This is a genomic window from Paenibacillus sp. B2(2019), from assembly GCF_008370385.1.
Lineage (GTDB): Bacteria > Bacillota > Bacilli > Paenibacillales > Paenibacillaceae > Paenibacillus_AQ.
The window spans coordinates 134,943-159,661 of record NZ_VTZR01000012.1 but is presented as its reverse complement, the minus strand read 5'-3'; the positions used below and the strand labels follow the sequence as shown (position 1 = coordinate 159,661).

23 protein-coding genes, 1 pseudogene and 1 riboswitch are annotated in these 24,719 nt (G+C 45.2%); of the genes and pseudogenes, 20 read left to right on the top strand and 4 right to left on the bottom strand.

Annotated elements, in window-relative coordinates:
• Position 1 precedes the first annotated feature (1 nt).
• From cobT to PAENI_RS10255, 4 genes are all read left to right on the top strand, one after another.
• Positions 2 to 1,063, top strand: coding sequence for a nicotinate-nucleotide--dimethylbenzimidazole phosphoribosyltransferase (cobT, locus tag PAENI_RS10270; protein ID WP_149645156.1), 1,062 nt, complete (start codon positions 2 to 4; stop codon positions 1,061 to 1,063).
• The gene (gene cobU / locus PAENI_RS10265) at positions 1,060 to 1,608 is read left to right on the top strand and encodes a bifunctional adenosylcobinamide kinase/adenosylcobinamide-phosphate guanylyltransferase (protein WP_149645155.1); all 549 of its coding nucleotides are present in this window, start codon (positions 1,060 to 1,062) and stop codon (positions 1,606 to 1,608) included. The genes cobT and cobU overlap by 4 nt, the downstream gene beginning before the upstream one ends.
• Entirely contained in the window at positions 1,605 to 2,420 is an 816-nt protein-coding gene (gene cobS / locus PAENI_RS10260) for an adenosylcobinamide-GDP ribazoletransferase (protein WP_149645154.1), read from the top strand. The genes cobU and cobS overlap by 4 nt, the downstream gene beginning before the upstream one ends.
• Positions 2,421 to 2,611: 191 nt before the next feature.
• Positions 2,612 to 2,938, top strand: a complete 327-nt coding sequence (locus tag PAENI_RS10255; RefSeq protein WP_149645153.1) for a YnfA family protein — start codon at positions 2,612 to 2,614, stop codon at positions 2,936 to 2,938.
• Positions 2,939 to 2,996: 58 nt separating this feature from the next.
• Here the strand turns inward: PAENI_RS10255 and PAENI_RS10250 are convergent, their stop codons facing one another.
• Entirely contained in the window at positions 2,997 to 4,685 is a 1,689-nt protein-coding gene (locus tag PAENI_RS10250) for a methyl-accepting chemotaxis protein (protein WP_149645152.1), read from the bottom strand.
• Between the two features lie 343 nt (positions 4,686 to 5,028).
• Positions 5,029 to 5,074, top strand: a riboswitch (PreQ1 riboswitch).
• Positions 5,075 to 5,084: 10 nt separating this feature from the next.
• Between PAENI_RS10250 and PAENI_RS10245 the strand changes: the two genes are divergently transcribed.
• The 10 genes from PAENI_RS10245 (at position 5,085) to PAENI_RS10200 (ending at position 13,586) form a co-directional block, all read left to right on the top strand.
• Positions 5,085 to 5,798 (top strand): queuosine precursor transporter, encoded by a 714-nt coding sequence (locus PAENI_RS10245; RefSeq protein ID WP_149645151.1) that lies wholly within the window; start codon positions 5,085 to 5,087, stop codon positions 5,796 to 5,798.
• Positions 5,799 to 6,007: 209 nt separating this feature from the next.
• Entirely contained in the window at positions 6,008 to 7,489 is a 1,482-nt protein-coding gene (locus tag PAENI_RS10240) for an AMP-binding protein (RefSeq protein ID WP_149645150.1), read from the top strand.
• Positions 7,486 to 8,637 (top strand): thiolase family protein, encoded by a 1,152-nt coding sequence (locus PAENI_RS10235; protein WP_149645149.1) that lies wholly within the window; start codon positions 7,486 to 7,488, stop codon positions 8,635 to 8,637. The genes PAENI_RS10240 and PAENI_RS10235 overlap by 4 nt, the downstream gene beginning before the upstream one ends.
• Entirely contained in the window at positions 8,634 to 9,035 is a 402-nt protein-coding gene (locus tag PAENI_RS10230) for an FAS1-like dehydratase domain-containing protein (protein WP_149645148.1), read from the top strand. The genes PAENI_RS10235 and PAENI_RS10230 overlap by 4 nt, the downstream gene beginning before the upstream one ends.
• Positions 9,013 to 9,351 (top strand): MaoC family dehydratase, encoded by a 339-nt coding sequence (locus PAENI_RS10225; RefSeq protein ID WP_262495569.1) that lies wholly within the window; start codon positions 9,013 to 9,015, stop codon positions 9,349 to 9,351. Before PAENI_RS10230 ends, PAENI_RS10225 begins: the two co-directional genes overlap by 23 nt.
• Before the next feature lie 2 nt (positions 9,352 to 9,353).
• Positions 9,354 to 10,175: an SDR family NAD(P)-dependent oxidoreductase gene (locus tag PAENI_RS10220; RefSeq protein ID WP_149645146.1), complete on the top strand. Its 822-nt coding sequence runs from the start codon at positions 9,354 to 9,356 to the stop codon at positions 10,173 to 10,175.
• Entirely contained in the window at positions 10,176 to 10,976 is an 801-nt protein-coding gene (locus PAENI_RS10215; protein WP_149645145.1) for an energy-coupling factor transporter ATPase, read from the top strand.
• Positions 10,961 to 11,818 (top strand): ATP-binding cassette domain-containing protein, encoded by an 858-nt coding sequence (locus PAENI_RS10210; protein WP_149645144.1) that lies wholly within the window; start codon positions 10,961 to 10,963, stop codon positions 11,816 to 11,818. Before PAENI_RS10215 ends, PAENI_RS10210 begins: the two co-directional genes overlap by 16 nt.
• Complete coding sequence (locus PAENI_RS10205) at positions 11,811 to 12,614, top strand: energy-coupling factor transporter transmembrane component T family protein (RefSeq protein ID WP_042185644.1); 804 nt, start codon at positions 11,811 to 11,813, stop codon at positions 12,612 to 12,614. The genes PAENI_RS10210 and PAENI_RS10205 overlap by 8 nt, the downstream gene beginning before the upstream one ends.
• Before the next feature lie 6 nt (positions 12,615 to 12,620).
• Positions 12,621 to 13,586: an NAD(P)H-dependent flavin oxidoreductase gene (locus PAENI_RS10200; protein ID WP_149645247.1), complete on the top strand. Its 966-nt coding sequence runs from the start codon at positions 12,621 to 12,623 to the stop codon at positions 13,584 to 13,586.
• Between the two features lie 160 nt (positions 13,587 to 13,746).
• On the opposite strand, the gene PAENI_RS10195 is transcribed toward PAENI_RS10200, so the two are convergent.
• Positions 13,747 to 14,526: an alpha/beta fold hydrolase gene (locus PAENI_RS10195; RefSeq protein ID WP_149645143.1), complete on the bottom strand. Its 780-nt coding sequence runs from the start codon at positions 14,524 to 14,526 to the stop codon at positions 13,747 to 13,749.
• 412 nt (positions 14,527 to 14,938) lie between these two features.
• Between PAENI_RS10195 and PAENI_RS10190 the strand changes: the two genes are divergently transcribed.
• From PAENI_RS10190 to PAENI_RS10180, 3 genes and pseudogenes are all read left to right on the top strand, one after another.
• Positions 14,939 to 18,091 (top strand): hybrid sensor histidine kinase/response regulator, encoded by a 3,153-nt coding sequence (locus tag PAENI_RS10190; RefSeq protein WP_149645142.1) that lies wholly within the window; start codon positions 14,939 to 14,941, stop codon positions 18,089 to 18,091.
• Positions 18,092 to 18,123: 32 nt separating this feature from the next.
• Positions 18,124 to 18,336: pseudogene (locus tag PAENI_RS10185) on the top strand (DNA alkylation repair protein); the annotation flags it as partial.
• Positions 18,337 to 18,450: 114 nt separating this feature from the next.
• A complete protein-coding gene (locus tag PAENI_RS10180) occupies positions 18,451 to 20,124 on the top strand; it encodes a DUF6138 family protein (protein WP_149645141.1) in 1,674 nt (557 codons plus the stop codon).
• 895 nt (positions 20,125 to 21,019) lie between these two features.
• On the opposite strand, the gene PAENI_RS10175 is transcribed toward PAENI_RS10180, so the two are convergent.
• Positions 21,020 to 22,114 carry a M24 family metallopeptidase gene (locus PAENI_RS10175; RefSeq protein ID WP_094869904.1) on the bottom strand — a complete coding sequence of 365 codons (1,095 nt, stop codon included), beginning with the start codon at positions 22,112 to 22,114 and terminating at the stop codon, positions 21,020 to 21,022.
• Positions 22,115 to 22,406: 292 nt separating this feature from the next.
• Here PAENI_RS10175 and PAENI_RS10170 point away from each other — a divergent pair, with 292 nt between their 5' ends.
• On the top strand, positions 22,407 to 23,249 hold the full coding sequence (locus tag PAENI_RS10170; protein WP_149645140.1) for an SDR family oxidoreductase: 843 nt from the start codon (positions 22,407 to 22,409) through the stop codon (positions 23,247 to 23,249).
• 25 nt (positions 23,250 to 23,274) lie between these two features.
• Positions 23,275 to 23,778: a GNAT family N-acetyltransferase gene (locus PAENI_RS10165; protein ID WP_149645139.1), complete on the top strand. Its 504-nt coding sequence runs from the start codon at positions 23,275 to 23,277 to the stop codon at positions 23,776 to 23,778.
• An 18-nt stretch (positions 23,779 to 23,796) separates the two neighbouring features.
• Here the strand turns inward: PAENI_RS10165 and PAENI_RS10160 are convergent, their stop codons facing one another.
• On the bottom strand, positions 23,797 to 24,141 hold the full coding sequence (locus tag PAENI_RS10160) for a winged helix-turn-helix transcriptional regulator (protein WP_149645138.1): 345 nt from the start codon (positions 24,139 to 24,141) through the stop codon (positions 23,797 to 23,799).
• 91 nt (positions 24,142 to 24,232) lie between these two features.
• Between PAENI_RS10160 and PAENI_RS10155 the strand changes: the two genes are divergently transcribed.
• Positions 24,233 to 24,493, top strand: coding sequence for a YqkE family protein (locus tag PAENI_RS10155; RefSeq protein ID WP_042125008.1), 261 nt, complete (start codon positions 24,233 to 24,235; stop codon positions 24,491 to 24,493).
• Positions 24,494 to 24,719: the final 226 nt, after the last annotated feature.

Genomic DNA, 24,719 nt, shown 5'->3' with positions numbered 1-24,719 from the left:
TATGATTTCATCTATTCAAGAAGTAATTAAACGAATCACACCAGCTGATGAACAGTCTTTCCTCAAGGCGGAGCACCGCTTGAACATTCTAACTAAACCACCGGGCAGCCTGGGACAATTGGAGACGCTGGCCGTTAAGCTCGCTGGAATTTCGGGTACGGAGCAGCCTAGTTTCACCAAACGAACGGTAGTTGTGATGGCTGCCGATCACGGTGTATGCTGCGAGGGAGTTAGCGCGTTTCCACAGGAAGTCACAATGCAGATGGCCTATAATTTTCTCAGCGGAGGAGCGGCTGTGAATGTACTGGCACGCCAAGCTGGGGCTGAGGTAAAGTTCGTAGATATCGGTGTTAACGGCGACCTTAGTCATGAGGATCTGATTGATCGTAAAGTGCGCCGAGGAACGGATAATATAGCCGTGGGACCTGCGATGAGTCGTGAAGAAGCGATGAATGCTGTGCTTGTAGGTTTAAGAATCGCACAAGAAGCGATTGAGAACGGGACGGAGATTTTTATTACAGGTGAAATGGGCATAGGAAATACAACGGCTAGCGCAGCTATTCTGTGTGCTCTAAAAGGAATAGCACCTGAAGTAGCCGTCGGAAGAGGAACGGGAATTGATGATGAACGTTTACTACATAAGATTGCAGTTGTGGAACGCGCTTTAAAGGTGAATCAGCCGAATCCGGCGGATCCGCTGGATGTATTGTCCAAAGTAGGGGGACTGGAAATCGCCGGTTTGACGGGTCTGATTCTTGGCGCAGCTGCTGCTAGGGTGCCTGTCATTTTGGATGGTTTTATTTCGGGTGCGGCAGCTCTTGTGGCGAAGGCGCTTGCTCCAGAATCCATTGCTTATATGATAGGCTCCCATCTATCAGGAGAACAAGGACATAAGCTGATGCTGGAGCGGCTTGGGCTTGAACCGTTGTTTAACCTGGGTCTTCGTTTGGGTGAAGGAACTGGAGGCGTATTGTCCCTTCATTTAATAGAGGCGATATGCCGCATTTTGAGTGAAATGGCCACCTTTGAAAGTGCAGGCATCTCTGGAGCTGGGAAACAATGAGTATTCTTGTAACGGGAGGTGCGCGTAGCGGGAAAAGTGGTTTTGCAGAAAAATTGATGTCGTCACTGGCAGATCAGGCCTTCTATGTTGCAACCGGACAAGCGTTTGATGATGAAATGAATGAACGGATTGTACTGCATCAGCAACAGCGCTCGCAAAGCGGATATGCTTGGGAGACGTTAGAGGAGCCTTATGATTTGCCAGATCTTCTTAAGCGTTTATCTGGTGAAAAGGCGGTTCTCGTAGATTGTCTAACGTTGTGGTTATCGAATGTACTGCTAGCCATGGAAGGATTTACGGATAGGCAAGAGTTGATAGAGAGCGAGATTACAAGACTTGAAGACAGTGTACGCACATTTCAAGGAAACCTCATTTTGGTCACTAATGAGGTTGGAGACGGTATAGTTCCGGAGTATGCGCTTGGCCGATTGTACCGTGATCTGGCAGGACGTATGAACGCGCTGCTTGCTCGGCAATGCGAGCAGGTTTTTTTAGTGACTGCTGGCATTCCAATTGAACTCAAGAGCAGGGAGTATCGTTTATGAGGGAGCGCAGGGATGCTGCCGCGGCTGCCTTTCAGTTTTTGTCCCGTTTTCCTGTAAAGAGTGACCCTGGATTTTCTCCTGAGCTGCTGCGCCGAAGTGTGATGTTCTATCCCGTGGTGGGTGCAGCTATCGGACTTTGCGTAGCTGCTGGGGCAGCTTTGACGGGATTGATTTTACCAGCTTGGCCAGCCGCTGTCATTACCCTCATTCTATGGGTAGGACTCACCGGAGGTCTGCACCTCGATGGCTGGATGGACAGTGCGGATGGTCTGCTAAGCTACCGACCGAGGGAACGGATCCTGGAGATTATGAAGGACAGCCGTGTGGGTGCAATGGGTGTGCTCGCCTGCGTGCTGCTCTTGCTGTTAAAGGCCTCTTTAGTGGCAGCATTAATCGAAGGCTACGCCTATTACGAGCTGCCACTGCTCTTGCTGCCAGCGATCTGGAGCCGCTGGTATATGGTGCGGGCAATGGTGCGTTATCCCATTGCCCGCGGGAACGAGGGGCTGGCCGCGAGCTTCGCCGGCCTCGCTCCCTCGGATGAGCGGCGCGCGCTGGCGATATCCGCGCTGCTCTCGCTAGCCGCAGCCGGTGCGCCTCTGGCGCTCGGCGCGGGCATAGCCGCGTGGCCGTTGCAGCTGGCGGCAGCGTTACTGCTGCCAGCTGCGGCCTTGGCCAGCGGCACCGTTGCTGCGCGACGGATTAGCAGCCGGCTCGGCGGGCTCACCGGCGATGTGTATGGCGCACTGAATGAGCTGCTAGAGGCTGTGCTCCTACTAGTATTAGTGCTGCTCCAGCACAATTTCATGTGAGTGGCTCCTGCGGGTGACGCATAGTAGCCAGCTCGCTCAATCTGATTTTATACTCTATTGATGCCTGTGGTTCCAGCTGTTTGGTGGCCCAGATTCTTGCTTGTACACATACTTGCTAACCCGTGATGATGTTGTATCATATTTTGCGAATCATTTGATATTTTTAGAGTTCAATAGGGAAGAGGGATGACATGGTTGCAGCCATTCTGCTATTTGTAATTGCCGGCCTTGCTGAGATTGGAGGCGGATACTTAGTATGGTTATGGCTAAGAGAATCAAGACCTCTCTGGTTTGGTCTTGTAGGTTCTGTGATTCTGATTGGCTATGGCATCATCCCTACGTTGCAGAAGTTTCCGTCCTTCGGAAGAGTGTACGCAGCCTACGGCGGGGTGTTTATTGTGCTTGCTGTGTTATGGGGCTGGCTTGTAGACAAGAAAACACCCGATGTATATGACTGGGTCGGTGCTGTTATTTGTGTGATCGGCGTTTCAGTCATTCTTTGGGCGCCAAGACACTAACAAAACAACCCGTTCAACACTTTCGTGTGAACGGGTTGTTTTTATTTAAGCCTAAGCTTTAGATCTTAAATTGTTGCACAGCTTCCTGAAGCTTCTTAGCCTGCTCATATAGATGCTGTACGGTTACTGCATGTCCTTCAAGCTCTATACGTTGGCGCTCGGAGTTCTCGGATAGTGTGTCCGCACTTTCTTGGGATCTTGAAGTGATTTGTGCGGTTTCCTCAACGGAAGCACTAACTTCTTCTGTACTTGCTGAGATTTGCTGCGTCGCCGCAGATACGGATTGAATATTCTGATTGATGCTTTGGATCAGAATCAGAAGGTGATTGAAGGCATCGCCCGCTTCTGCCACTTTGCCTACCCCGGAGGCTACCTCAGAATTGACATGGTTCATCTCAGTAACGGAGCGATTCATATCTTCCTGAAGTCCGAGTAGGAAATCACGAATCTGCTCATTCGCATTACGGGATTGTTCGGAAAGCTTGCGTACTTCTCCGGCAACCACGGCAAAGCCGCGTCCATGTTCTCCTGCACGTGCTGCTTCGATCGAAGCATTGAGCGACAGCATTTGGATTTGCTTCGTAATTTCAGTAATACTATGAACGACTTCTCCGATCATTACTGAACGTTCATTCATAACTTGTAATTGCTCCAGCGACTGCAGGGAGGCACGTTCAACATGGCGCATTTGCAGAACGGCACTTTGGGCAATCTCATTACCGCCAATCGCTTCAGCGGAAGCTTCACTGATCTGCTCAGTGACTTCGGTGGCTGCTGAAGCAATATGCTGAATACCGAAATTGATTTCTTCCATAGCTTTTGAATTATCTAGAGCGCTGCTCGCGATGGTCGTACTACCTTTGCCAATTTCTACAACAGATGTACTAGAGTGGTCTGCCATTTCATTTAGGACCTCAACACGTTCTCTTAAAGAATTGGAATCGGTGACCACAGTATTTGAGGTGACGAGTACATGTCCAATCATTTCTTTTAGGCGCAGGGTCATTGCTTGGAAACTTCTGGACAGTTGAGCTACCTCATCACTGCCTTTAACCGTTAATTCCTCTGTGAAATCTCCCTCTGCAAGACGGGCACTGTAAGCTGCAAGCTTTGAGATAGGACGAGTAATCCGCATGCTCATAAACCAGGCACCAGTTGAGCCTATGATCAGCGTTAGCAGAGTGATCCCGGCGCTGGTCCACAGAATACTGTCTGTTTTTTCTTGAATAAAGCTTACATCACTGCTGATTCCGATAACCATCGTACTTCCGGGAATTCCGATATAAGCTGACTTATGTACACCATGCGAATCCTTGTATGTATCGCTTAGTCCACTCTTTCCTTTAAGAGCTTGCTGCATTGCAGAGGATACCTTAACAATTTCCTCCGGCTTTAATTTTGCATCATGATCTACGGACAGAACCTCAGCTTCCTTGCCTTTTAGATTGAGTAGAAAAACAGTCTCAACCCCATGCTGCTTTCTCTTATCCTGAAAATAGAATTCAAGATTGGTGGCTGCTTGTTCGTTCTTCTTTAGTGCTTGCTGAGCATGCATTGTATTTATATTCTTATATACGTCCTGAGCAGCTGCAGTTAGAATTTGATTGATTTGTGGCATGACATAGCTGTTGAAAATACTGGTGGATATAAAGTAGAAGCTGGTACTTAACAAAAGAGACGTGAGTAATAGAACTACAAATAATAAACGCGTAAATCTGCGACTGATCGACTGCTTGAAACGAAACATATTGTTCTCCCCCTTTTTATGGGCAGCGAAGCCCCATTTCTTTATATCCCTACCGACTGCTAGTGACTGGCAACCTGCAATATATTCCATAGTTATGTAATATATCAACTAAATGGATCGGGAATGAAGTGTTTGATACTATTCTATAGAATTAACCTCTGGATGAATAGTGAAAGTTTTAGTTTATATAGCATATTTTTCTGAAAAAGATGAATTATTACTGACACTTTTATTTTTAGTTAATAAAAATGGGTATAAATACCCATTTCATAAATTGTTTATTTTTATGGATTGTTTGACGACAGTGTGATAGAGTATTAATGTTTTGTTCCAAAACTTAATGTAAGCCGCGGTTCGTAACCATCCCGCGTAAACAAAACTAGGAGGAGTTTAAGCAATATGTTTAATTTGATGTGGGGAGTTTTATTTGTTATTGTCAATTTTGCTTTTTTTCTACTCTGTTACCGCCTGTTCGGCAAAAGTGGAATGTATGCCTGGGTAGGTATCGCTACTGTAATTGCAAACATTCAGGTAGCTAAGACGATTGCTATGCCATTTGATATCGTGATGACACTCGGAAATACGATGTATGTCACTTTATATATGACCAGCGATTTGCTTAATGAGAAGTATGGAAGAGCAGAAGCACGTAAAGCGGTTTGGTTTGGCTTCTTCACCTTGCTTATGACGACAGTCATTATGCAGATGGTACTAGTATTTAAGCCGCAAGAGACCGATATTGCTCAGTCTTCTTTGGAGACGATCTTTGGTCTGATGCCTCGACTAGCGTTGGGTAGTCTGACTGCTTACTTCATTAGTCAGTTCCTAGACGTTCGGTTGTACTCCTGGATTCGCAAATATTACAGCACCTCAAGTCAGTTGTGGATTCGTTCCAACGGCAGTACGATGATTAGCTCCTTTGTGGATACACTAATCTTCTGTACCATTGCATTTGCTGGGTTGTATAACTGGAGTGTGTGGTTTGAAATTTTGCTTACAACGTATCTAGCGAAATTCTTACTAACCGCAGTAAGCACACCTATCTTATATATCGCCCGAACTTTTACTTTTGCTGAAGATGGAATACCATCATCCGCTCATAAGAAGGAATAAACAACAATACAACCAGCGCGTACCGATCATAATCGATGCGCGCTGTTTGATTTTTCCAGTCGTAAGAGGGCTCAAACGTTCCATATAAATATGTACATAAAATTAATATAAAGCTAAAATAAGCTATCGTAGCCATTCTAATTGTATCCCGATCGAAGAGAGTGTACATAATCGGTAGTCACAGAAATTACGAATAGGTGTGGTGAAGGATGAATCTAGTAGTTCCTATACTGCGTCATGCAGCAGAACAGCCCGACAGCATTGCCTTAACCCATGACCAAGCAACTCATACCTATGCAACATTAGTGCAAGCGATGCGGAGAATTGCCAATGGTCTACAGCAAAAGGGCCTTAGGCATGACAAAATCGCTATTTTATCTACGAATCGCATTGAATTTGTCGAGGTTTTCTTGGGGGCTATTTATGCAGGCTGTGTTCCCATTCCTTTAGATCCCAAGTGGAGTGCAAATGAACTGCGGGTTATTATAGAGCAGTGCCAGCCGACAATGATTTTTGCCGAGCCGGAAGCTGCAAAGAATTTGGTCTTCAAGGACCAAGCCATCCCAACGCTGACTTTTTCAAATGAACGAACAGGTTCCTATGATCAGTGGTTGAAAGCTCAGAAGCCAGAAGCTGAATTGGAAGAGACGAACGAGTTATTATTTATCGGTTTTACTTCAGGCACAACTGGGCTACCCAAAGGATATATGCGTACCCATTTATCGTGGTTAAAGAGCTTTGAGGTATCGAGTGCTGCCTTTGAATTGGACTCTATGAAGGATGTTTTAGCACCGGGTCCGTTTGTGCATTCGCTGTCCTTGTTCGCTGTAATGCAGAGTCTGTATGGTGGAGCAAACTTTCATATTACGCAAAAATTTAGCGCCACACAGGTGTTAGAGCTGTGCAAGCAGATTCCGGGTGTGGTGTTGTTTGTTGTACCGACAATGCTTGAATCCATGATGCAGCAGGCTGTTCCTGGGCAGACGCAGATTGATGCGATTATTAGCTCAGGTGCAAAGTGGTCGGAGTTGTCCAAAAAAAAGGGTATAGAAGTGTTCGCTGGAACGCGTCTCTATGAATCCTATGGTTCCTCAGAAGCGAGTTATATTAGTTATTTGGATGTTCTGGAAGAGCATAATCCGAACTCTGTAGGCAAGCCCTATCCCGGAGTGCAAATTTCCATTCGTGATGAAGAGTTCCGTGAAGTCCCTACGGGGGAGATTGGGCAGTTATATGTGCGAAGTGATATGATATTTCTAGGCTACCATCAATTGCCGAAGGAGACCGCAGCAGCTTTTCGAGAGGGATGGCTTGTGTTGGAGGATTATGTTTATCAGGATGAAGCTGGTTATTTATATCTGGCGGGTCGCTTGAAAAATAGAATCATCTCCGGTGGGCTGAACGTTTATCCAGAGGAAATAGAGCGAGTACTGGAGCATCTTCCGGAAATACAAGAAGTAATGGTGCTTGGCGTCCCTGACGATTATTGGGGAGAACAGCTGGCAGTCCTCGTGAAATGGAATGGTGCAAAGCATTTATCTATAGACGAAATAAAGAATTATTGTCGCCAGTATTTAGCAAGTTACAAAGCGCCGAAGCAACTGCTGACAGTTGATGAGTTTATCTATACAAGCAGTGGCAAAATTGCCCGGCAAGCGATGAAAGAATATGTGAAAAGAGCGATGGTATGATAGAAGCAGTAATTGTTATGGCAAAACGTACACCGATTGGCAGGATGGGCGGCTTATTAAGTACATTTGAGCCGGAAGCATTACTGGCGCCGCTTATTCAGCATATTGTGGCAGAGACGAACCTGCCCGTCGATATGATCGATGATGTGATTATTGGAAATGTGGTCGGTCCGGGTGGAAATATTGCCCGGGTAGCTGCGCTTGAAGCGGGACTGCCTGTTTCGGTTCCGGGCGTTACTGTGGATCGGCAGTGCGGTTCTGGGTTAGAGGCCATTAATATAGCAGCACGGCTTATTCAAAGTGGCGCAGGTGAGATTTATTTAGCGGGCGGTGTTGAGAGCACGAGTCGTGCCCCTTGGAAAATGGCTAAGCCCCAAACCTTGATGGGGGTTCCGCAGCTATATACCCGTGCTCATTTTACACCTAGCGCTTACGGTGATCCGGATATGGGAATTGCTGCGGAAAATGTAGCGCGGAAGTATGGGATTTCGCGAGAAGAGCAGGATCAATATGCCTTGAAAAGCCATCAGAAGGCCGTTCATGCTCAGCAAAGTGGTAGGTTTCAGCAGGAAATTGTACCTCTTCTGGTTGAGGGGGAGTGGGTGAATACCGACGAATGTCCAAGGGCTAATACGAGCCTGGACAAGCTGCGAAAGCTGCCTTCAATCTTTGAAGAAAAGGGTACTGTCACCGCTGGAAATGCCTGTCCTATTAATGATGGTGGGGCGCTTCTATTAATGATGTCCCGTGAGAAATGTCGGCAACTCAAGCTTAAACCTATCCTGCGTATCGTAGATGCGCAAGCAGCAGGTGTAGATCCGAATTATTTAGGTATGGGCCCAGTTCCAGCTGTACAAAAGGTGTTACATCGTCAACAGCTGACCATAGCCGATTTAGATATCGTAGAGTTTAATGAAGCCTTTGCTTCGCAAGTTCTAGCCTCACTGAATGAGCTTCAGATCCCACAGGAAAAGGTCAATCTTGGAGGAGGCGCATTAGCTATCGGTCATCCATATGGGGCGTCCGGAGCGATTTTAATGACTCGCTTATGTGCTGAAATGCAGCATATGCCTTATAAAAGGGGACTTGCCACTTTGGGCATTGGCGGCGGGTTGGGGCTGGCAACGCTTGTGGAGGTTACGGAATGAACAGTGTCCGACTTCAGATTCTTATGACTGCAGAGTGGATATCGGATTACGCACAGAGTATTGAGGCACCCGTGCAGACGACTAATGGCAATCAGATTGCTCCATCTACGATGCCTATTATTTTTTGGCAGGCCTTCGAAATTCCTTGGCTTAGCAAGGGAGAGCCTTTGCTTCACGGTACTCAGAAATTCTCATATCAAGCTCCGATTACGGCAGGGATGATGTTAGATTGTGAATTAGCATTAACGAGCAAGGTGCAAAAAGATGGCCGGCAGGGCAAGCTGACCTTTTACACACATACGCTAGTTTGTAAATGTGAAGGCGAGCTTATAGTCACTGCCGAAACGGTGTTAATTCGGGTAGGTGATGATCATGATGAGAAAATGCATAACGGCTGAGGCCATCCGGCAATATGCAGCAGCTTCCCAAGATCTGGCCACTATTCATCTAGATGAGGATGCTGCAGCTGAGGCTGGATTTAAGCGGCCCATTGCGCATGGGATGTATCTAATGGGATTAGCCCAATCCTTATATATCGAGGAGCATCAGGCACAGTGGATCACTCAATATGATATGAAATTTCATAAGCCTATAGAGGTCGATAATGTCGTGATTTTTGAGTTTGCGGAGGATGACTGCATGGTTAAAGTGACCCTTACAACAGAAGCTGGCGATGTTATTGCTTCGGGAGCTTTTTCAGTGAAAGAGGTGTAGTGATGAACAAAGTAGCCTTAATTACTGGAGCAACCAGAGGGATCGGGCGAAGTATTGCCGTGCAGCTCGGCAAGTCCGGTTATATAGTGGTTGTAAATGGTACAAAACAAGTCTTAATCGATGAGGTTGTCCACGAGATTCGTCAGGCGGGTGGTGAGGCATCAGGATACTCTGCTAATGTAGCAGATCCAGTTGCGGTCACTGCAATGGTGGATGAGGTTATTACACGGTATGGCCGTATTGAGGTATTGATAGCTAACGCTGGGAATTTGCAGGATCAGAAATGTCTACGGATGACGGATGAAGAGTGGAAGGCTGTGCTGGATGTACATCTAAATGGCACCTACTATAGCATTCAACGCGTACTTCCATATATGCGTCAGACAGGTGGCGATATCCTGTTGATGACCTCTACGGCTGGACTAACAGGTTCTGTGGGTCAGGTGAATTATAGTGCAGCCAAAGCTGGAATACTTGGAATGACGTGGACACTAGCAGCGGAGCTTAAACGTGATCAAATTAGAGTCAATGCGATTTCGCCAGCCGCTTTAACAGATATGACCAGACCTGTCATTGATCATTTGAAAGCGAAACATGCCAGTCGTAATGAACCGTTCCCAGACTTTTGGCGAATAGGTGGCCCGGAGGATATTGCTTCCTTTGTGACTGCATTATTGAGTGAGTCTGACGCGGATTTAACCGGTGAAATCTTTGCTGTGAATGGATCAAAAGTGACGAAATGGGAGAAGCCTGCACCTGCATTTTCCGAGAACAGCATTGGGGCATTTTTCGCTACTTGGCATCGTCAAAAGGGGAGTGAATAAATGCTTACCTTCGATCAAGTTCATTTTTATTATAAAAAGGGTCAGCCTGTCCTAGAGGATATCAGCTTTACGATAGAAGCAGGAGAGTTTGTGGCGATTGTTGGCGCGAATGGCTCTGGCAAATCCACCATTGCAAAGCTCATGGACGGACTGCTGCTACCGCGAAAAGGGGCTGTACAGTTTAAGGGCCTAGACACCACAAAGCCAGCTGATCTTGCAGATATTCATCAGCAAATTGGCTTTGTTTTTCAGAATCCAGAGGATCAATTTATCACCACAACCGTTATGGATGAGGTGCTTTTTGGTTTGGAGAACGTTCGTGTGCCAAGGGAGGAAATGCGCAGCCGATTGGAGCATGCCTTGCAGGCTGTTCATATGGAGGATTACCTGGACGCTATGCCACATCAGCTCTCTGGAGGTCAGAAGCAACGTGTCGCTATTGCGGCTATATTGGCGATGCGCCCGCAAGTCATTATTTTTGACGAAGCCACCTCTATGCTTGATCCTCAGGGAAGGCAGCAGGTGCTTGCCATTATGCAAGAGCTGCATCGTCAAGGTCTGACCATTATTCAGATCACTCACCATATGGAGGAAGTGCTTTCAGCAGAACGATTATTACTCCTGCATCAAGGGCGACTTGAGTATGATGGTGCTCCACTGGCTTTTTTTGAAACGATGCCTGTTGCGGACTATCAATTACAACCGCCTTTTGCCGTGCGTGTACATGCATTGCTCCATTCAGAAGTGCCGCCAACAGCCGATTGGAAGGGGATAATTCGATCACAATGGTCTACCAATTAGATAATTTAAGTGTAAACTATGCTGATCATGTGGCTTTGCACAATATAAACTGCACCATTACTGCGGGCAAATGGATTTCGATCATCGGTCCCACGGGTGCAGGAAAGTCTACCTTTGTCAAAGTGCTGAAGGGCTTGATTCCCACCGTAAAAGGAGACTATTGGATTGATCAGCAGCCTGCTCCCAGAGATGCCAAAGGACAATTAAAGGTGGTCCCGGAGCTGGGCTTCGTGTTTCAATATCCAGAGCATCAGCTATTCGAAACTACGGTGCAAAAGGAGCTTTCTTTTGCTCTGAATCTGCAGGGTGCTTCACGCCAGCAAATCACGGAGGCGATTGAAAGGATTTTACCGCAAGTGGGTCTGTCAGAGGGTATTCTCCCCTTAAATCCATTCCAATTAAGCGGTGGAGAAAAGCGTCGTGTGGCCATTGCCTCCGTGTTGATGACGAATCCGAAGCTGCTAATTTTGGATGAACCGACAGCGGGGCTAGATCCAGCTAGCCAAGTATCTTTGCTGAAGCTACTGAAGACTTGGCAGCAACAAAATCAGCGCACCATTCTCTTCGTTTCGCATCAGATGGAGGATGTTGCTGAGTACTCTGATGAGGTTTTGGTTTTCCATAAAGGTCAGCTAGAAGGACATTTTGACCCCAGAACACTATTTATGGAAAAGGAAGAATTATTGGTGGAGCTGGGCTTGTCCATGCCTGAACCCGTACAGCTTTTGAAGCTAGTAGAGGAACTATCTGGCCAAAAAATAGAGGTTGCTAGCTGTAAAGAGCAGGATATCTTCGATGCTGTTCAGCCAATTTGGCATTCGAGGGGGCGTCTACATGGCTGATTCCGTAATAGTGGGTCAATATGTGGAGACGCATTCGATTTTCCATCGTTTAGATCCTCGTATAAAGCTTGTTAGTATCGTGATTCTCATGCTTAGCTTTCTGATGCTTGGAACATGGCTTAGCTATGCAGTTGCAACTGTTTTTGTATTCGGAATTTTGCTGCTGTCGAAGGTTCCTATTCATTTCTTCTGGCGGGGGCTGCGGCCGTTATTATTTGTTTTGCTGTTTACCCTTCTGTATAATGCTGTGTTCACCAAAGGAACGATCCTCTGGTCGTGGTCCTTTATTGAGGTAACTGAAGAGGGACTGCGAACAGGATTACGTTTTGTTTGGCGTATTATATTGCTCATCTTATTAGCCTCAGTATTAACGTTAACGACTAAACCGCTAGACTTAGCATATGGTCTTGAAAAGCTACTTGCACCTCTATCCAAAATGGGGGTACCCGTAGAACAATTCTCCTTAATGATAGTGATTGCGATCCGGTTTATTCCTACCATCAAGGAGGAGCTGGATCGTATTCTGCTCGCACAAAAGGCTAGAGGTTATGATCTTACAGCATTATCACTACCTAAACGGATATTTGCTTATGTCCCGATCATTATTCCTTTGCTCTTCACGACGATTCAACGTGCTGAACAGCTGAGCTATGCGATTGATGCGCGTGCTTATGGAAATGGTAAAGGAAGAACTTCTTATAGGGTTTTGCAATTTCAGAAAATGGATTATCTGGCAGGGGGAATTGCTCTTTTATTTGCTGTGATTCTGCTGTGGTTAAAGATAGGAAAGGTGTAGATGAAGATGAAATGGAACACCCGTATTACGGAGTTATTGAACATAGAGTATCCTATTATTCAAGGTGGACTTGCTTATTTAGGTTATGCAGACCTCGCCGCTGCCGTTTCGAATGCCGGTGGATTGGGTCAGGTTACAGCGATGAGTCTTCCGAGCGCAGAGGCTTTACGTTCAGAAATAGAACGGGTACGTACTTTGACGGACAAGCCATTTGGCGTTAATTTTGCCATCGGTGTGCATGGTATCGGTTATGAAGATCGGGTGCAAGTCGCCATCGACGAGAAGGTTCCCGTGGTGAGTCTCACCGGTGGGAATCCGGCCCCTATACTGGAAATGCTACAGCAGACTGATATTAAAACGCTCGTGCTCGTCTCTTCACGCAGACAAGCCCAAAAAGCTGAACAATTAGGCGCTTCTGCGGTTATTGTTGTTGGGCAGGAGGGAGGAGGCCACTTGGGACGTGATGATGTAGGGACTATGGTGCTCGTTCCTCAAGTAGTTGATGCGGTTGATATTCCTGTGATTGCTTCAGGCGGGATCGGGGATGGCCGCGGATGGATGGCGGCCCATGCACTGGGGGCTGAGGGAATTGAAATGGGCACACGATTCGTTGCTACGGTTGAATGTGTTCATGCGGCTGCTTCTTATAAAAAAGCCCTAGTAGAAAGCTCTGAGTCAGATACAGTCGTAATCAAACGCTCTATCGGAGCGCCCGCGCGAGTGCTACGTAGTGAGTACATAGATAAGATTCTCGAAATTGAGCGTGTGACTCCGACTTATGAAGCCTTAAAAGAATATATTAGCGGTGCAGCCAATAAGCGCTGGATTTATGATGATGTCAAAGAAGAGGGCATCGGCTGGGCAGGCCAAGTGACAGGGTTGATCCATGATACCCCTACGGTCTCGGAACTAGTCGGCAGGATGGTCAAAGAGGCAGAGTCGATTCGCGGGATGTGGGGAATGCAGGCGTGAAGATGTCAGCAGAGCAGTTGTATCCAAAAGATGAATTAATGAACTGAAAGCTAGGTATTAGATTGACGCTGCTTTATTAAGCTAACGGGCAGGTTTGCTCAATCATCGGGCATTATCGGACTATATTTATGGGGAGCGATGGTGCGGCTAATCCGAGGCGTTATGCAAAAGAAGATAATAGTTGGTTGAATCTATCACGCTCCTCCAAAAAAGGGCAATGGCCGCTGTATTGGAATGGAACTAATTGCGAATTTTTAATCAGTTTATTTGTTTCCTGAGCTTGGGTAAACGGAACGACTTTATCATGAATTCCATGAATAATTAATGTGGGCACATCGATTTGTCCAAGATCGTTGTAAACATTCTCGTCTCTTAGCGTGACCATAATGGCGGAGGTCGACCAATTCGCAGCTTGTAAACCCATTAGAAAGAACCATTCGGATTTCGCTTCAGAAATGTACTGAAAGAAAAAAATCTCCGTTTGGTTTTGCAGCATTTTCGGACGGTCATTGTTTGTCTCTTCGATGATTTTATTCGTAAATTCTTTTGGAACGCTTGATGGAGACGCAGCGTCGATCAGGACGAGTTTAGATACCCCGTACCCTTTATAACGAGCCATATAACGAATTGAGATCGCTCCTCCGGTAGAGTGTCCTGCCAGTGTTATGTTTTTTAGCTGTAACGCTTCGATGACCATACGAAGATCATCTGCTAATCTATCGAAACCGTAACCATCGAATGGTTTATCCGAATTGCCATATCCTCTCCAGTCCATTCCGATACAACGATATCCGAGCTTAGGAAGGAAATTGAACTGATATTCGAACTGGTTATGGTTTAGCGGCCAGCCATGAATAAAAAGTATCGTTTTATTTCCCTTCGGATTGATGTCCTCTATAAATACTTTTACGCCCGGTTCCACAGTAACGAAGTAACCCAAGTGTATCGCCTCATTTTTTTTAATGTATTTCCCCGTTAAGATATTCGCCCTAGGCAAGGTTAATGCCTAATTTCGGCGTCAAATTGGGTTTAGATAGTACGTAGAGATTTCTGAGGAATAGCTTGAGTGAAACAATTTCTTCAGATCATTGAGCTCAGGGGGTACGTTAGTGGAACAGCGGTTGCTTAGGCAGCCGTTTTTTTTATTTGTTCAACTAACTGGCAGTTTAGTTGAAAAGAACATGCTATAGTTTTCTTGTGAACAACAAACTCGCGAAATTCCAAGTCGGTATTTCTATATAATAGACATCAAGATGTCTTTATCGTCTGTTTCTCCTATATTAACTGTGGTAAATTATGGAGAGTACTTATTTAAATGTCTTAGAAGAAAATGACTAGGGGAGAAATACTTCGTGGAAACTCACTCATCCAAATATCAAATGAAAAAGAGCTATATAATATTATTGCTAGTTTTCATATTAGTTATTTTAACCGGTTTTCGCATTTTATGGATGGAAGCGTTTCAATATCCCAAACAGGCGTCAATTCATAATGGGCAATTCGATTTACGCAATTGGAATGCAGAAGATGGCAGCATTCACTTGCTTGATGGGGAATGGGAGTTTTATCCCTCGCAATGGTTGATAGATGGTAGTCGGCAACAATTGTTAGGCGATAATGCGCCAAGGCTCATTCAGGTACCGGGAGGATGGAGTGAAGTTTTGCATGCTGACAAGCCATCTCCATACGGGTATGGCTCTTATCGTTTGCTTCTTTATGTAGACCCGGCGAAGCATCTTAATTATAGTATTCGTGTACCCAGTGTACGCACTGCATCAGAATTATATGTAAACGGTCGATTACTTACTAAATCCGGACATGTGGCGACAACAAAGGATGAATATATTTCGAAGGACCTACCTTATTCTACAACCTTTACAGCAGATGACAACGGTGTAATCGAACTCGTGATTCAGGCGGCAAATTATGTGGATAGTCGAAGCGGGGGCATTGTCCGATCCATAAAATTCGGTTCAGAAGAAGCCATTGCCAAAGAGATGAAGGCTTCCATTTTTATGCAGTTTTTGGCAGCGATTATTTTTATTATGCATGCTGTCTATGCACTTATTTTGTATTTAATAGGAAATAAGGAAAAGAAGCTGCTTTATTTTAGTTTGCTTGCATTATGTGTAACGATCACGAGTGTCTTTAGTACGGATGAGAAGTTGTTCCATCAGTTATTTTACATTGGAATTGATTGGGATTTTAAGCTGACTAATATTGCTTTCGTTATTGCAGCCTATGCTTTGCTCCAGTGTACGAATCATCGCGAGCTTCCATATTGGCGTAGGATGTACCCTGTCTATAAAATAATGAATCTAGGGACTGCCGGCATCACGTTGTTTTTAAATCCAACTCAGGTGATCATGCTCTTCCCTATTTATTATGTATTAGGTGGTACTGCTGCAGTTATAACGCTGATTACGATGTTTAAAAAAGTAATTAAAGATTTAAAGAGCAATCTTTTACTGCTTATCTCATTTCTTGCGTTGATGAACTATGCTCTTTGGTCGTTAATCTTGCTGGATAGCGGTTTGAGTCTTGTCTACTATCCGTTCGATATGATTATTGCGATAGCTTGTTTAGCCTCTGTATGGTTTAAAGATTATTTTATCATGCATGCGAACACGAAAGAGCTTGCGACAACATTGCAAAGGATGAATGACCATAAAGATCAATTCCTAGCAAATACTTCTCATGAATTTAAAAATCCGCTTCATAGTATTCTTAATATGTCACAATCCGTTTTAAAACGGGAGCGGCATTTGTTGCAGGAAAGGAGTATCAAAGAGCTTGAAACGCTTTTATCTGTAGGACGTCGAATGACATTGATATTAGACGATTTGATTGATGTGATGAGTTTACGGGAAGGCAATCCGCGCATACACAAAAGAGTCATATTTATTCAGCCAATTGTGAACGGAGTACTTGATATGCTGCAATTAAATGCAGATGTGAAGTCTGTAAAAATTGCAAATCAAATTCCTGAAGATTTTCCTCCAGTATATGCGGATGAGAACCGGGTTGTTCAAATCGTTTTCAATTTACTTCATAATGCTGTGAAATATACGAATGATGGGGTCATTTCGATTCAAGCTTTTGTAAAAGATGGACGAGCCTATATCGTTATTGCTGATACCGGGATCGGAATGGATGAGAACATGCTTAAGCGCCTATTCCGTCCGTACGAGCAAGCCAGCACGAATGAGACTATGATTGATGGTGGCTTTGGGTTGGGTTTAAGTATAAGCAAGCAACTGGTTGAGCTTCATGGAGGTACGTTAGTAGTGTCCTCTGTTTTAGGAGAGGGCTCAAAATTCACATTTTCATTAAGGCTAGCAGGTTTGGAAGTGGAGGAAGAGAATGATTTGACTAACTCATTTGAACCATTACAATCCATGCCGATTCAAGAAATAGCCTCCTCAGTGTATATGGAAAAAGTGAAGATTCCGCCAGCTACGAATCAAACAACTTTAATAGAAATGAATCGTGAACGTCCGATTCTATTAGTTGTTGATGATGATCCTGTCAACCTTCAAGTACTTGAAGCCATACTACCACCAGACGAATATGATTTAACGATGGTAACGAGCGGTAAAGAGGCATTAGCTGTACTGGACACTAAGGATTGGGATCTGGTCATCTCCGATATCATGATGCCACAGATGTCCGGTTATGAGCTGACACGAATGATTCGTGAGCGGTTTACACTCACGGAGCTCCCTGTATTGCTCCTTACCGCTAGAAGCCAACCGAAAGATATTCAGAGCGGCTTTATAGCGGGGGCAAACGATTATGTGACGAAGCCAGTGGAAGCAATAGAAATAAAATCGCGGATCGAGGCGTTAGCTACGATTAAACAATCCGTTCGAGAACAACTGCGATTAGAAGCTGCATGGCTGCAAGCGCAAATCCAGCCTCATTTTATATTTAATGCGTTGAATGCTGTAACAGCTTTAAGTGATATTAATTTGGATAAGATGCGTAATTTGCTCGATGAATTCAGTAATTTTCTGAGGAATAAATTTGAATTTCAAAACATGGATAGGCTTGTTCCGATCGAAGAGGAGTTAAGTCTAGTACGTTCTTATCTATATATTGAAAAGGTTCGGTTTGAAGAAAGGTTACAGGTTATTTGGGAGACAGATGACTGTGGGGACATAAAAGTCCCATTTCTTACGATCCAGCCTCTCGTTGAAAATGCGATAAGACATGGCATAATGAAGCGCAATCGTGGAGGAACGATTCTTATTCGGATTTCTGTCTATGAGACGCATGCAGAGATAACCGTTGAAGACGATGGGGACGGAATAGACGAGGTCCAATTGCAACGAATATTAGAAAGGAAAGCAGATAGTCGTTCAGGCGTCGGATTGATTAATACTGATCTGCGATTAAAACGGCACTTTGGAACAGGACTCCATATCACAAGTACGTTAGGTACAGGGACAAAGGTAACTTTTCATGTACATAACAGGTTGAATAGCGGGGATAAAGCTAGGTGATAAATAAGTGATTTAATGAGGAGCAACCTTGGCTGCTCTATGCTACAGGGAATTACGACGCTATTTACTATGCAGGAGTGATCACGGATCCTAAAGTTATGTCTTAGGCGGATTTTGAACGGTGGATTGAGGTAGCTATGCTATCGGATTTTGTGGTAGCAGTTACTTTGGCAGTAACGGATATTGCGCAAGAACTAGCCGATAAATGGATTGCAAGTGGTGTAGAGCTGAAAATGTCGGCGGGTTAGAATTGTTACTGCTGGCTGCTCGGAAATCGCAAGGATAGTGAATCTTCCGAAGGGAAAAAACCGATATTTTGGATGCGATCAGCGAAGAAACATGTGGAAAGGCGGGAGACGATGAACGCACTACAGGAAGAAGCGCTGGAAGAGATGAAAGCGGCAATTTATGAATGGTTTGAGGAACAAGAGAAACGAAAGGACGTGGAGGGCGCTGTCAAGCGTACCACGCTGCAAGTGGGCATTTTTAACGACATTGTGCTGGATTATCGACCGGGTAGGACTAGCGTTGGCAGTTCGGATTTTAGAAGGAATGCTTCAGGGCGCAAGTCGATGAAGGCGTCTCCTTTTACGCAGGAGGAGGTCTTGCATGAGGTGCAGCCCCGGTTGACGAGCATCGTAAGGGAGAAACTGGACAAGTTGCATACGTCGGCCCTTATCGATTACCGATTTACCTTGAAGGGAAGATTCACAACGGCAGACGGGCCCGTGAGATTAACGCTGTTTGACATCGTATATGAAGAGAAAAAGCGGCAGCTTCTGGAGCGGGTTGAGTCCTATATCGAGCAAAAACTGGAGAAGGGCGCTTACCCGACAAAGCCGTTAGAAACTTTCTTTTTGACACGCCATCTGTTGGACCCGTATTTGTTCAACGAACCGGACGTCGGAAGGACGATTGCTATATTTGACCGGATTCAGGCGTTGAATAAAGAACGGGCGCAAGCGCTGAGGGAGCATCGAAGCGATATCATTCGAGCTTTAACCCACTGGACCGAGGAAGTATTCCTGCCACGTCACTATGATGTTACCCTTTCCGAATACAGAACCAATGAAAATGGAATCAAGCCGGATAAGGCTCTCAAGCATATGGATGAGCCGAACCAGCCTATCGATCTGCTGTTGTACGGCGCTGTGATGATTCTTCGTTACGAGCCAAGTTACAGTAAAGCCAAGGGCATGACTTTTCTGGAGCTTGCGAGGCAGCTGGGCAGCGGCAAAGCCGGACGCATGTTGAAGGAAGGTAGCGACACCTTCGCGCGAGAAGACGTTCATCTGCGTGACGAGTTGACTGAATGCAAGGCTAACGATGTGTTTTCCATCATTACGGTCGTTATTCGTAAAGAAGAGGCTGGTGCGTACGAACGGGCGATTTCGTTCATTCTCTCCCTACTCCGGAAGGGTTTCCCAAAAAGCTACAAAATCAAGCTAAAATCCAGCGTGAGAGAGGCATTACCCATTAAAGGACTTGCCAAATCCGATACGCATCGTTTTTTCGCAAATGCACTGGCCTATTCCGAGCTGTATCCGTTATTGGAGGAATACGCTCGTGAGGCGATGGAAGAGTTTGTGTGGTACGAGGATACGGAAGGTGAGAAAAGCGTCATGCCGGGCAGTTATGCCGTATTCGGGCTGGGACTCGCGGACGAGCGCTATTTTCCGTTGGTAGAGACCTACATGGCTCTTGTAGACGAGGAGCATCAGCTGGTGCAGGACAAGTTCACGGCTGTTTTCGCCGAGACCCATGGCATAACCGAACGCTCGATGCCCGCCTTGATCGCTTGCCTGCGTTGCTCTCATGATTCGCTGAAGCTGAGGATTCAGCCTGAACTGGAAAGTGAAGACAAGCTATCGCTATTGGTGCAGCATGTCGAGGCTTTGGCGGATTACGAGGCCGAACGAGTGCTGTATCCGATTTTGGGCAAGGCGGAGAAGCTGGCTGCATTGGCTCGAAAGGCGCAGGAACCGCGTAAGGAGCTGTTGCTTCGATTGCTAAAGGCAGCGGAACAAGCTTGACGATAGGGAGGCTATCCTGTGTGAAGATCATTTGCAAATTTGCATACCATGTCAAAAAACCTTGAGAAGACGATCGAAGTATTAAGAGCGTTAAGCGAAGGAGCATGCCGCGGCAGCTCCTTTTACTTTTTTCGCCGCTAGCCCCGTTACGGTGAACCTTACCATAAGTGACATGTGATAGATCTTTTGAAACAAGAAGCCGAAAACTTCTGAATTTTTGTAGAGATTTCAAACACGTTTATCATACACCTACAGCGATTGGGGATTAGAAAACTTATAACTGAGAGAGAATTCTGGAAAATACAACTGCAGTTGTTAGGAATGTATTTTAACACAAAGTTTTTGAACAAACGGGAAACGTTAGTTCAATGACAATAGCAGCAGTCTACTTATTTTTCAAAAGCTGGCGATTCTTCAATTCAAAAACCACGCTAAATCAACAGCTCCAGTCTGATACTTTATTTTCACTGAACAGCTCGTTTCTATTCAAGCGCTAATATAGTATAAATTAATGGAGAAAGCAAAAAATGTGCCTATTAATAACCAAAAAACGGAGGCAAAGTCATGAGTGAGATTGCTAAAACATCAAAACCACCTTATATGCAGTGATTTTTACATCTGAACGAACTGATGGAGATAACCAATATGCGGAAATGGCAGATGAAATGTTGAAACTCACTTATAAAACAAGAGTTTGTAAGGTTGAAAGGGATTATAGATTTGAAAGGGTCTGAACAAGTCGAGTATGGTGCGGGAAAAAGAGAAAGCCCATCACAGTAAGTTGAAAGTGATTCTTTTCCAACTTATTAGGGATGGGCTATCTTTGATTTTAATATCTTTCGGATACTCTTGGTATCAATATTGGGCACACATGAACTACGTCTATAATTCTTTTCTACAAATGAAGAATAGTCAGTTCCTTAGGGAAGCTTGTTAAGGTTTCCGCACCTTCAGCTGTAATAATCAGATCATCTTCGATACGTACACCCGCTAGTCCCGGTACATAAATCCCTGGCTCGACGGTGAACACATTGCCGATCTCGATAATGTCATCGTTCTGTCCATGGAGTGATGGATATTCATGAACATCCATACCCAGTCCGTGTCCGACACGGTGCAAGAAATATTCTCCGAATCCGGCTTCCTCAATCACATCACGCGCAGCTTTGTCGACAGAACCGAAGGGAGCTCCAGGATTGGAAGCAGCGATCCCAGCTTCGTTGGCAGCCAGCACGGTGTTATAGATCGTGATTAGCTTGTCGTCCACGGATTCAATAGCAAAGGTACGTGTAATATCAGAAGCATAACCATCAGCATACACCCCAATATCAAACATCAGGAAGTCGCCTGGCTGAATGACCCGGTTACCTGGAACACCGTGAGGCAGAGCAGTTTTCGGACCAGAAAGCACCATAGTGTCGAAGGAAGGGCCGGAAGCGCCAACCTTTTTCATTAGATATTCCAGTTCCGCTACTAAATCGTTTTCTGTAACGCCTGTTTTCACATGGGTAAGCACTCGGCGCAAAGCTTCCTCAACTAGCTCAGCGGCATGTTTCATGCGTTTAACTTCATCTGGGGTCTTTTTGGAGCGCATGCTGCGCAGCAATGGACCTATATCACTAAAACGTTCTGCTGGAACGGCTGCGGTTAGATGCTCAAAACGGGCTACTGAGAAATGTTCCTTCTCTATACCAAGAGTACCTAGCTTACTGCTGCCGAAACAATCTTTAAGCAGGTTATAGGGATTATCAGTGTCACTATGGGTTATGATTTTGGTGACCGAAGAAGCTGCTTGAGCCGCTTCTGCATCTAGTGCGGGGAGAATGAGCATTGGCTCTTCTCCGCGTATCAACAGCAGACCGAGAAAACGTTCATGCGGATCGCTGGCGAATCCGGTCAAGTAGTAGACATGTTTGGGATCTGTTACGAGCAGGGCATCAAGGCCTTCGCCCGCCATTTGCTGCTCTAGGCTTGTCAGAGCATTATTCATAGTTGGTGTTCCCCTTTCAACTTCACGATTAGAACTGCAATATTCCTATTATAGATCAAAAATAGACTAGACGCACGAGACGAACTACATCTATCGTTGGCTAATCATAACATGCCTATTCGCAAGCTTTCCGTAAACAAGGATGCATATTTGATCACCTATACTTTTAAAACCTGACAAGAAGCTTTTCTTGAGCCTACTAGTTGGTGTAACATAATCTTAAATATACTTCTCGTAAGGTTAGGCGGAAGCTTATAGGGGTACGGTTGTTGAGAGAGGAGTGATTCTTGGGATGAGAGGTAAAATTGCACTTGTAACTGGAGCGAATTCTGGTATGGGGCTAGCGACGACAGTTGAACTGGCTCGCAAGGGAGCCAAAGTAATTATGGTATGCCGTAATCGCCAGCGTGGAGAGGAAGCACTGGCTGCCGCCAAGCAAAAGAGCCACTCCGAGGATATCGAGCTGATGTTGTGTGATCTGGCCTCGCTGGAGAGCATTCGCAGTTTTGCGGAGGAATTCACCCGGAAATATCCGATTCTAGATATACTCATCAATAACGCTGGGGTAGTCACGATTAAGCGTCAGCTTACGAAGGACGGCTTTGAGATGGATCTTGGCGTGAACCATTTGGGTCATTTTTTGCTCACGAATCTGTTACTGGAGCCTTTAAAAGCAGCAGAGCAAGGCCGTATCGTTGTGGTTGCTTCCGGTGCTTACAAAATAGGTGCACTTCACTATGAAGATCCAACTCTCGCACGCCGTTTCAACCCCGCAAAAGCCTATGCTCGATCCAAGTTAGCCAATATACTGTTCACGAAAGAGTTGGCAGCACGCCTACAAGGGACAAGAGTAACGGTGAATTGCGTGCATCCAGGAGCAGTGGGCACAAATATAGGTGTTAACCGGGAGACAGGCTTTGGCAAGTCGATCCTTAAGCTGCTGTCATACTTCTTTTTAACTCCTGAACAAGGAGCCGATACTGCGATCTATTTGGCTACAGAATCGGATTTGCAAGAGGTAACCGGTCAATATTATTATCGACGAAAGAATCAGGAGCTGACTCCCAGAGCACAGAATAAACAAGAGGCGCAGCGGCTGTGGCAATGGAGCCAGGAGCAGGTCGGCCTGAGTTAATTAACACATTTGGAGGAATCAAGGGATGAATTGGGAGAATAGCAGGATTGAAGATGCAAAACCTACAGACTTAGCAGCTATTGTGGAGATTTATAACTCAACGATTGCTGGACGGATGGTAACTGCGGATCTGGAACCTATTACTGTTGCTGACAGAGAAAAATGGTTCAATGAGCATAACAGCCACCATCGTCCTTTATGGATACTTAGGCAGGGAGATGAGATTGCGGCATGGTTCAGCTTTCAATCCTTCTATGGTCGTCCAGCGTATAATGCAACAGTAGAAATTAGTGTATACGTGAGTGAAAAGTTCCGTGGTGGTGGAGCCGGTAGAATTCTTTTGAAAGAGGCCATTGAGAAAGCACCTAGTCTCGGCATTAAGAATCTAGTTGGTTTTGTGTTCGGACATAATGATCCAAGCCTTGGTTTGCTAGAAAAATTCGGTTTTAAGCAGTGGGGATTACTACCCGGTGTAGCTGAATTGGATGGTGTAGAACGTGATTTAGTGATTGTTGGACTTAAAATCTAACTGCCACAATTGAAACGCTTACATTTTGAGTGTTGAGCTTACGCTATTTGTGTCACAATCAATCCATATTTTTGACCAACGCTGCAAATCTCGGATAACTGTCTCCAAGGCAAGTCCTTTATCCGTTAAGGAATATTGGATTCGCACAGGTGTCTCAGGGAATACTTCTCGAAGGACAATCCCTTCCAGTTCCAGCTCTTTAAGTCGTTCGGAGAGCAATCTTCCGCTGATGGGTAAGGCTACTTCAATCACATTGAAACGTTGCGGTCCTTGGAGGAGCTGGTAGATAATTAAACCTGTCCAACGCCTGCCGATAATATCCATACTTTTTTGTAGCTGGGGACATAAATCAGTGGACTTCATATGGCTCACCTCTTAGTGAACATTATAAACGAAAAGACCAATAATTTAAACAAATTCCAATTTAATTCATTACTAGAAGGGATGATTGACAGTGGCTAAAAAAAAGAAAATGCCTACCACTCCGCGTCCTGCTGCGACCGATGCACCAGCTACGCTAAAAGACCTGTTGAGCAGTGATGTTCTTGGAAAGCTGAAGGCGCAATCTGATGCGTTGAAAGCGGAAGAGAATGACCGCAAGGAAGCTGCTCGTAAAGCGGTTGAGGATCAGAGAAAAGCTGAGCAAAAGCGGCTTGAGAATGATTTTGCACATCTGTTGGAGAACAGTAGTCAGGATTGGCACAAGTATAAATAACTGCTATAGCTAGCGGAAATAGATCATGTGATAAAGAGATGCCTATTAGGGTGTCTCTTTTTTAATGTAATTTATAAAATTCAATTGTTTTAAATTTTACTATACGAAAGGGTTGACCCTCAAAGTGGGCTTAGGTATAATCGAACATAGTGCAAATGAAAATCATTATCAATACCGATGATATCATCTATTTCCCAAACTATTTAACTATTAAACAGATAAGGAA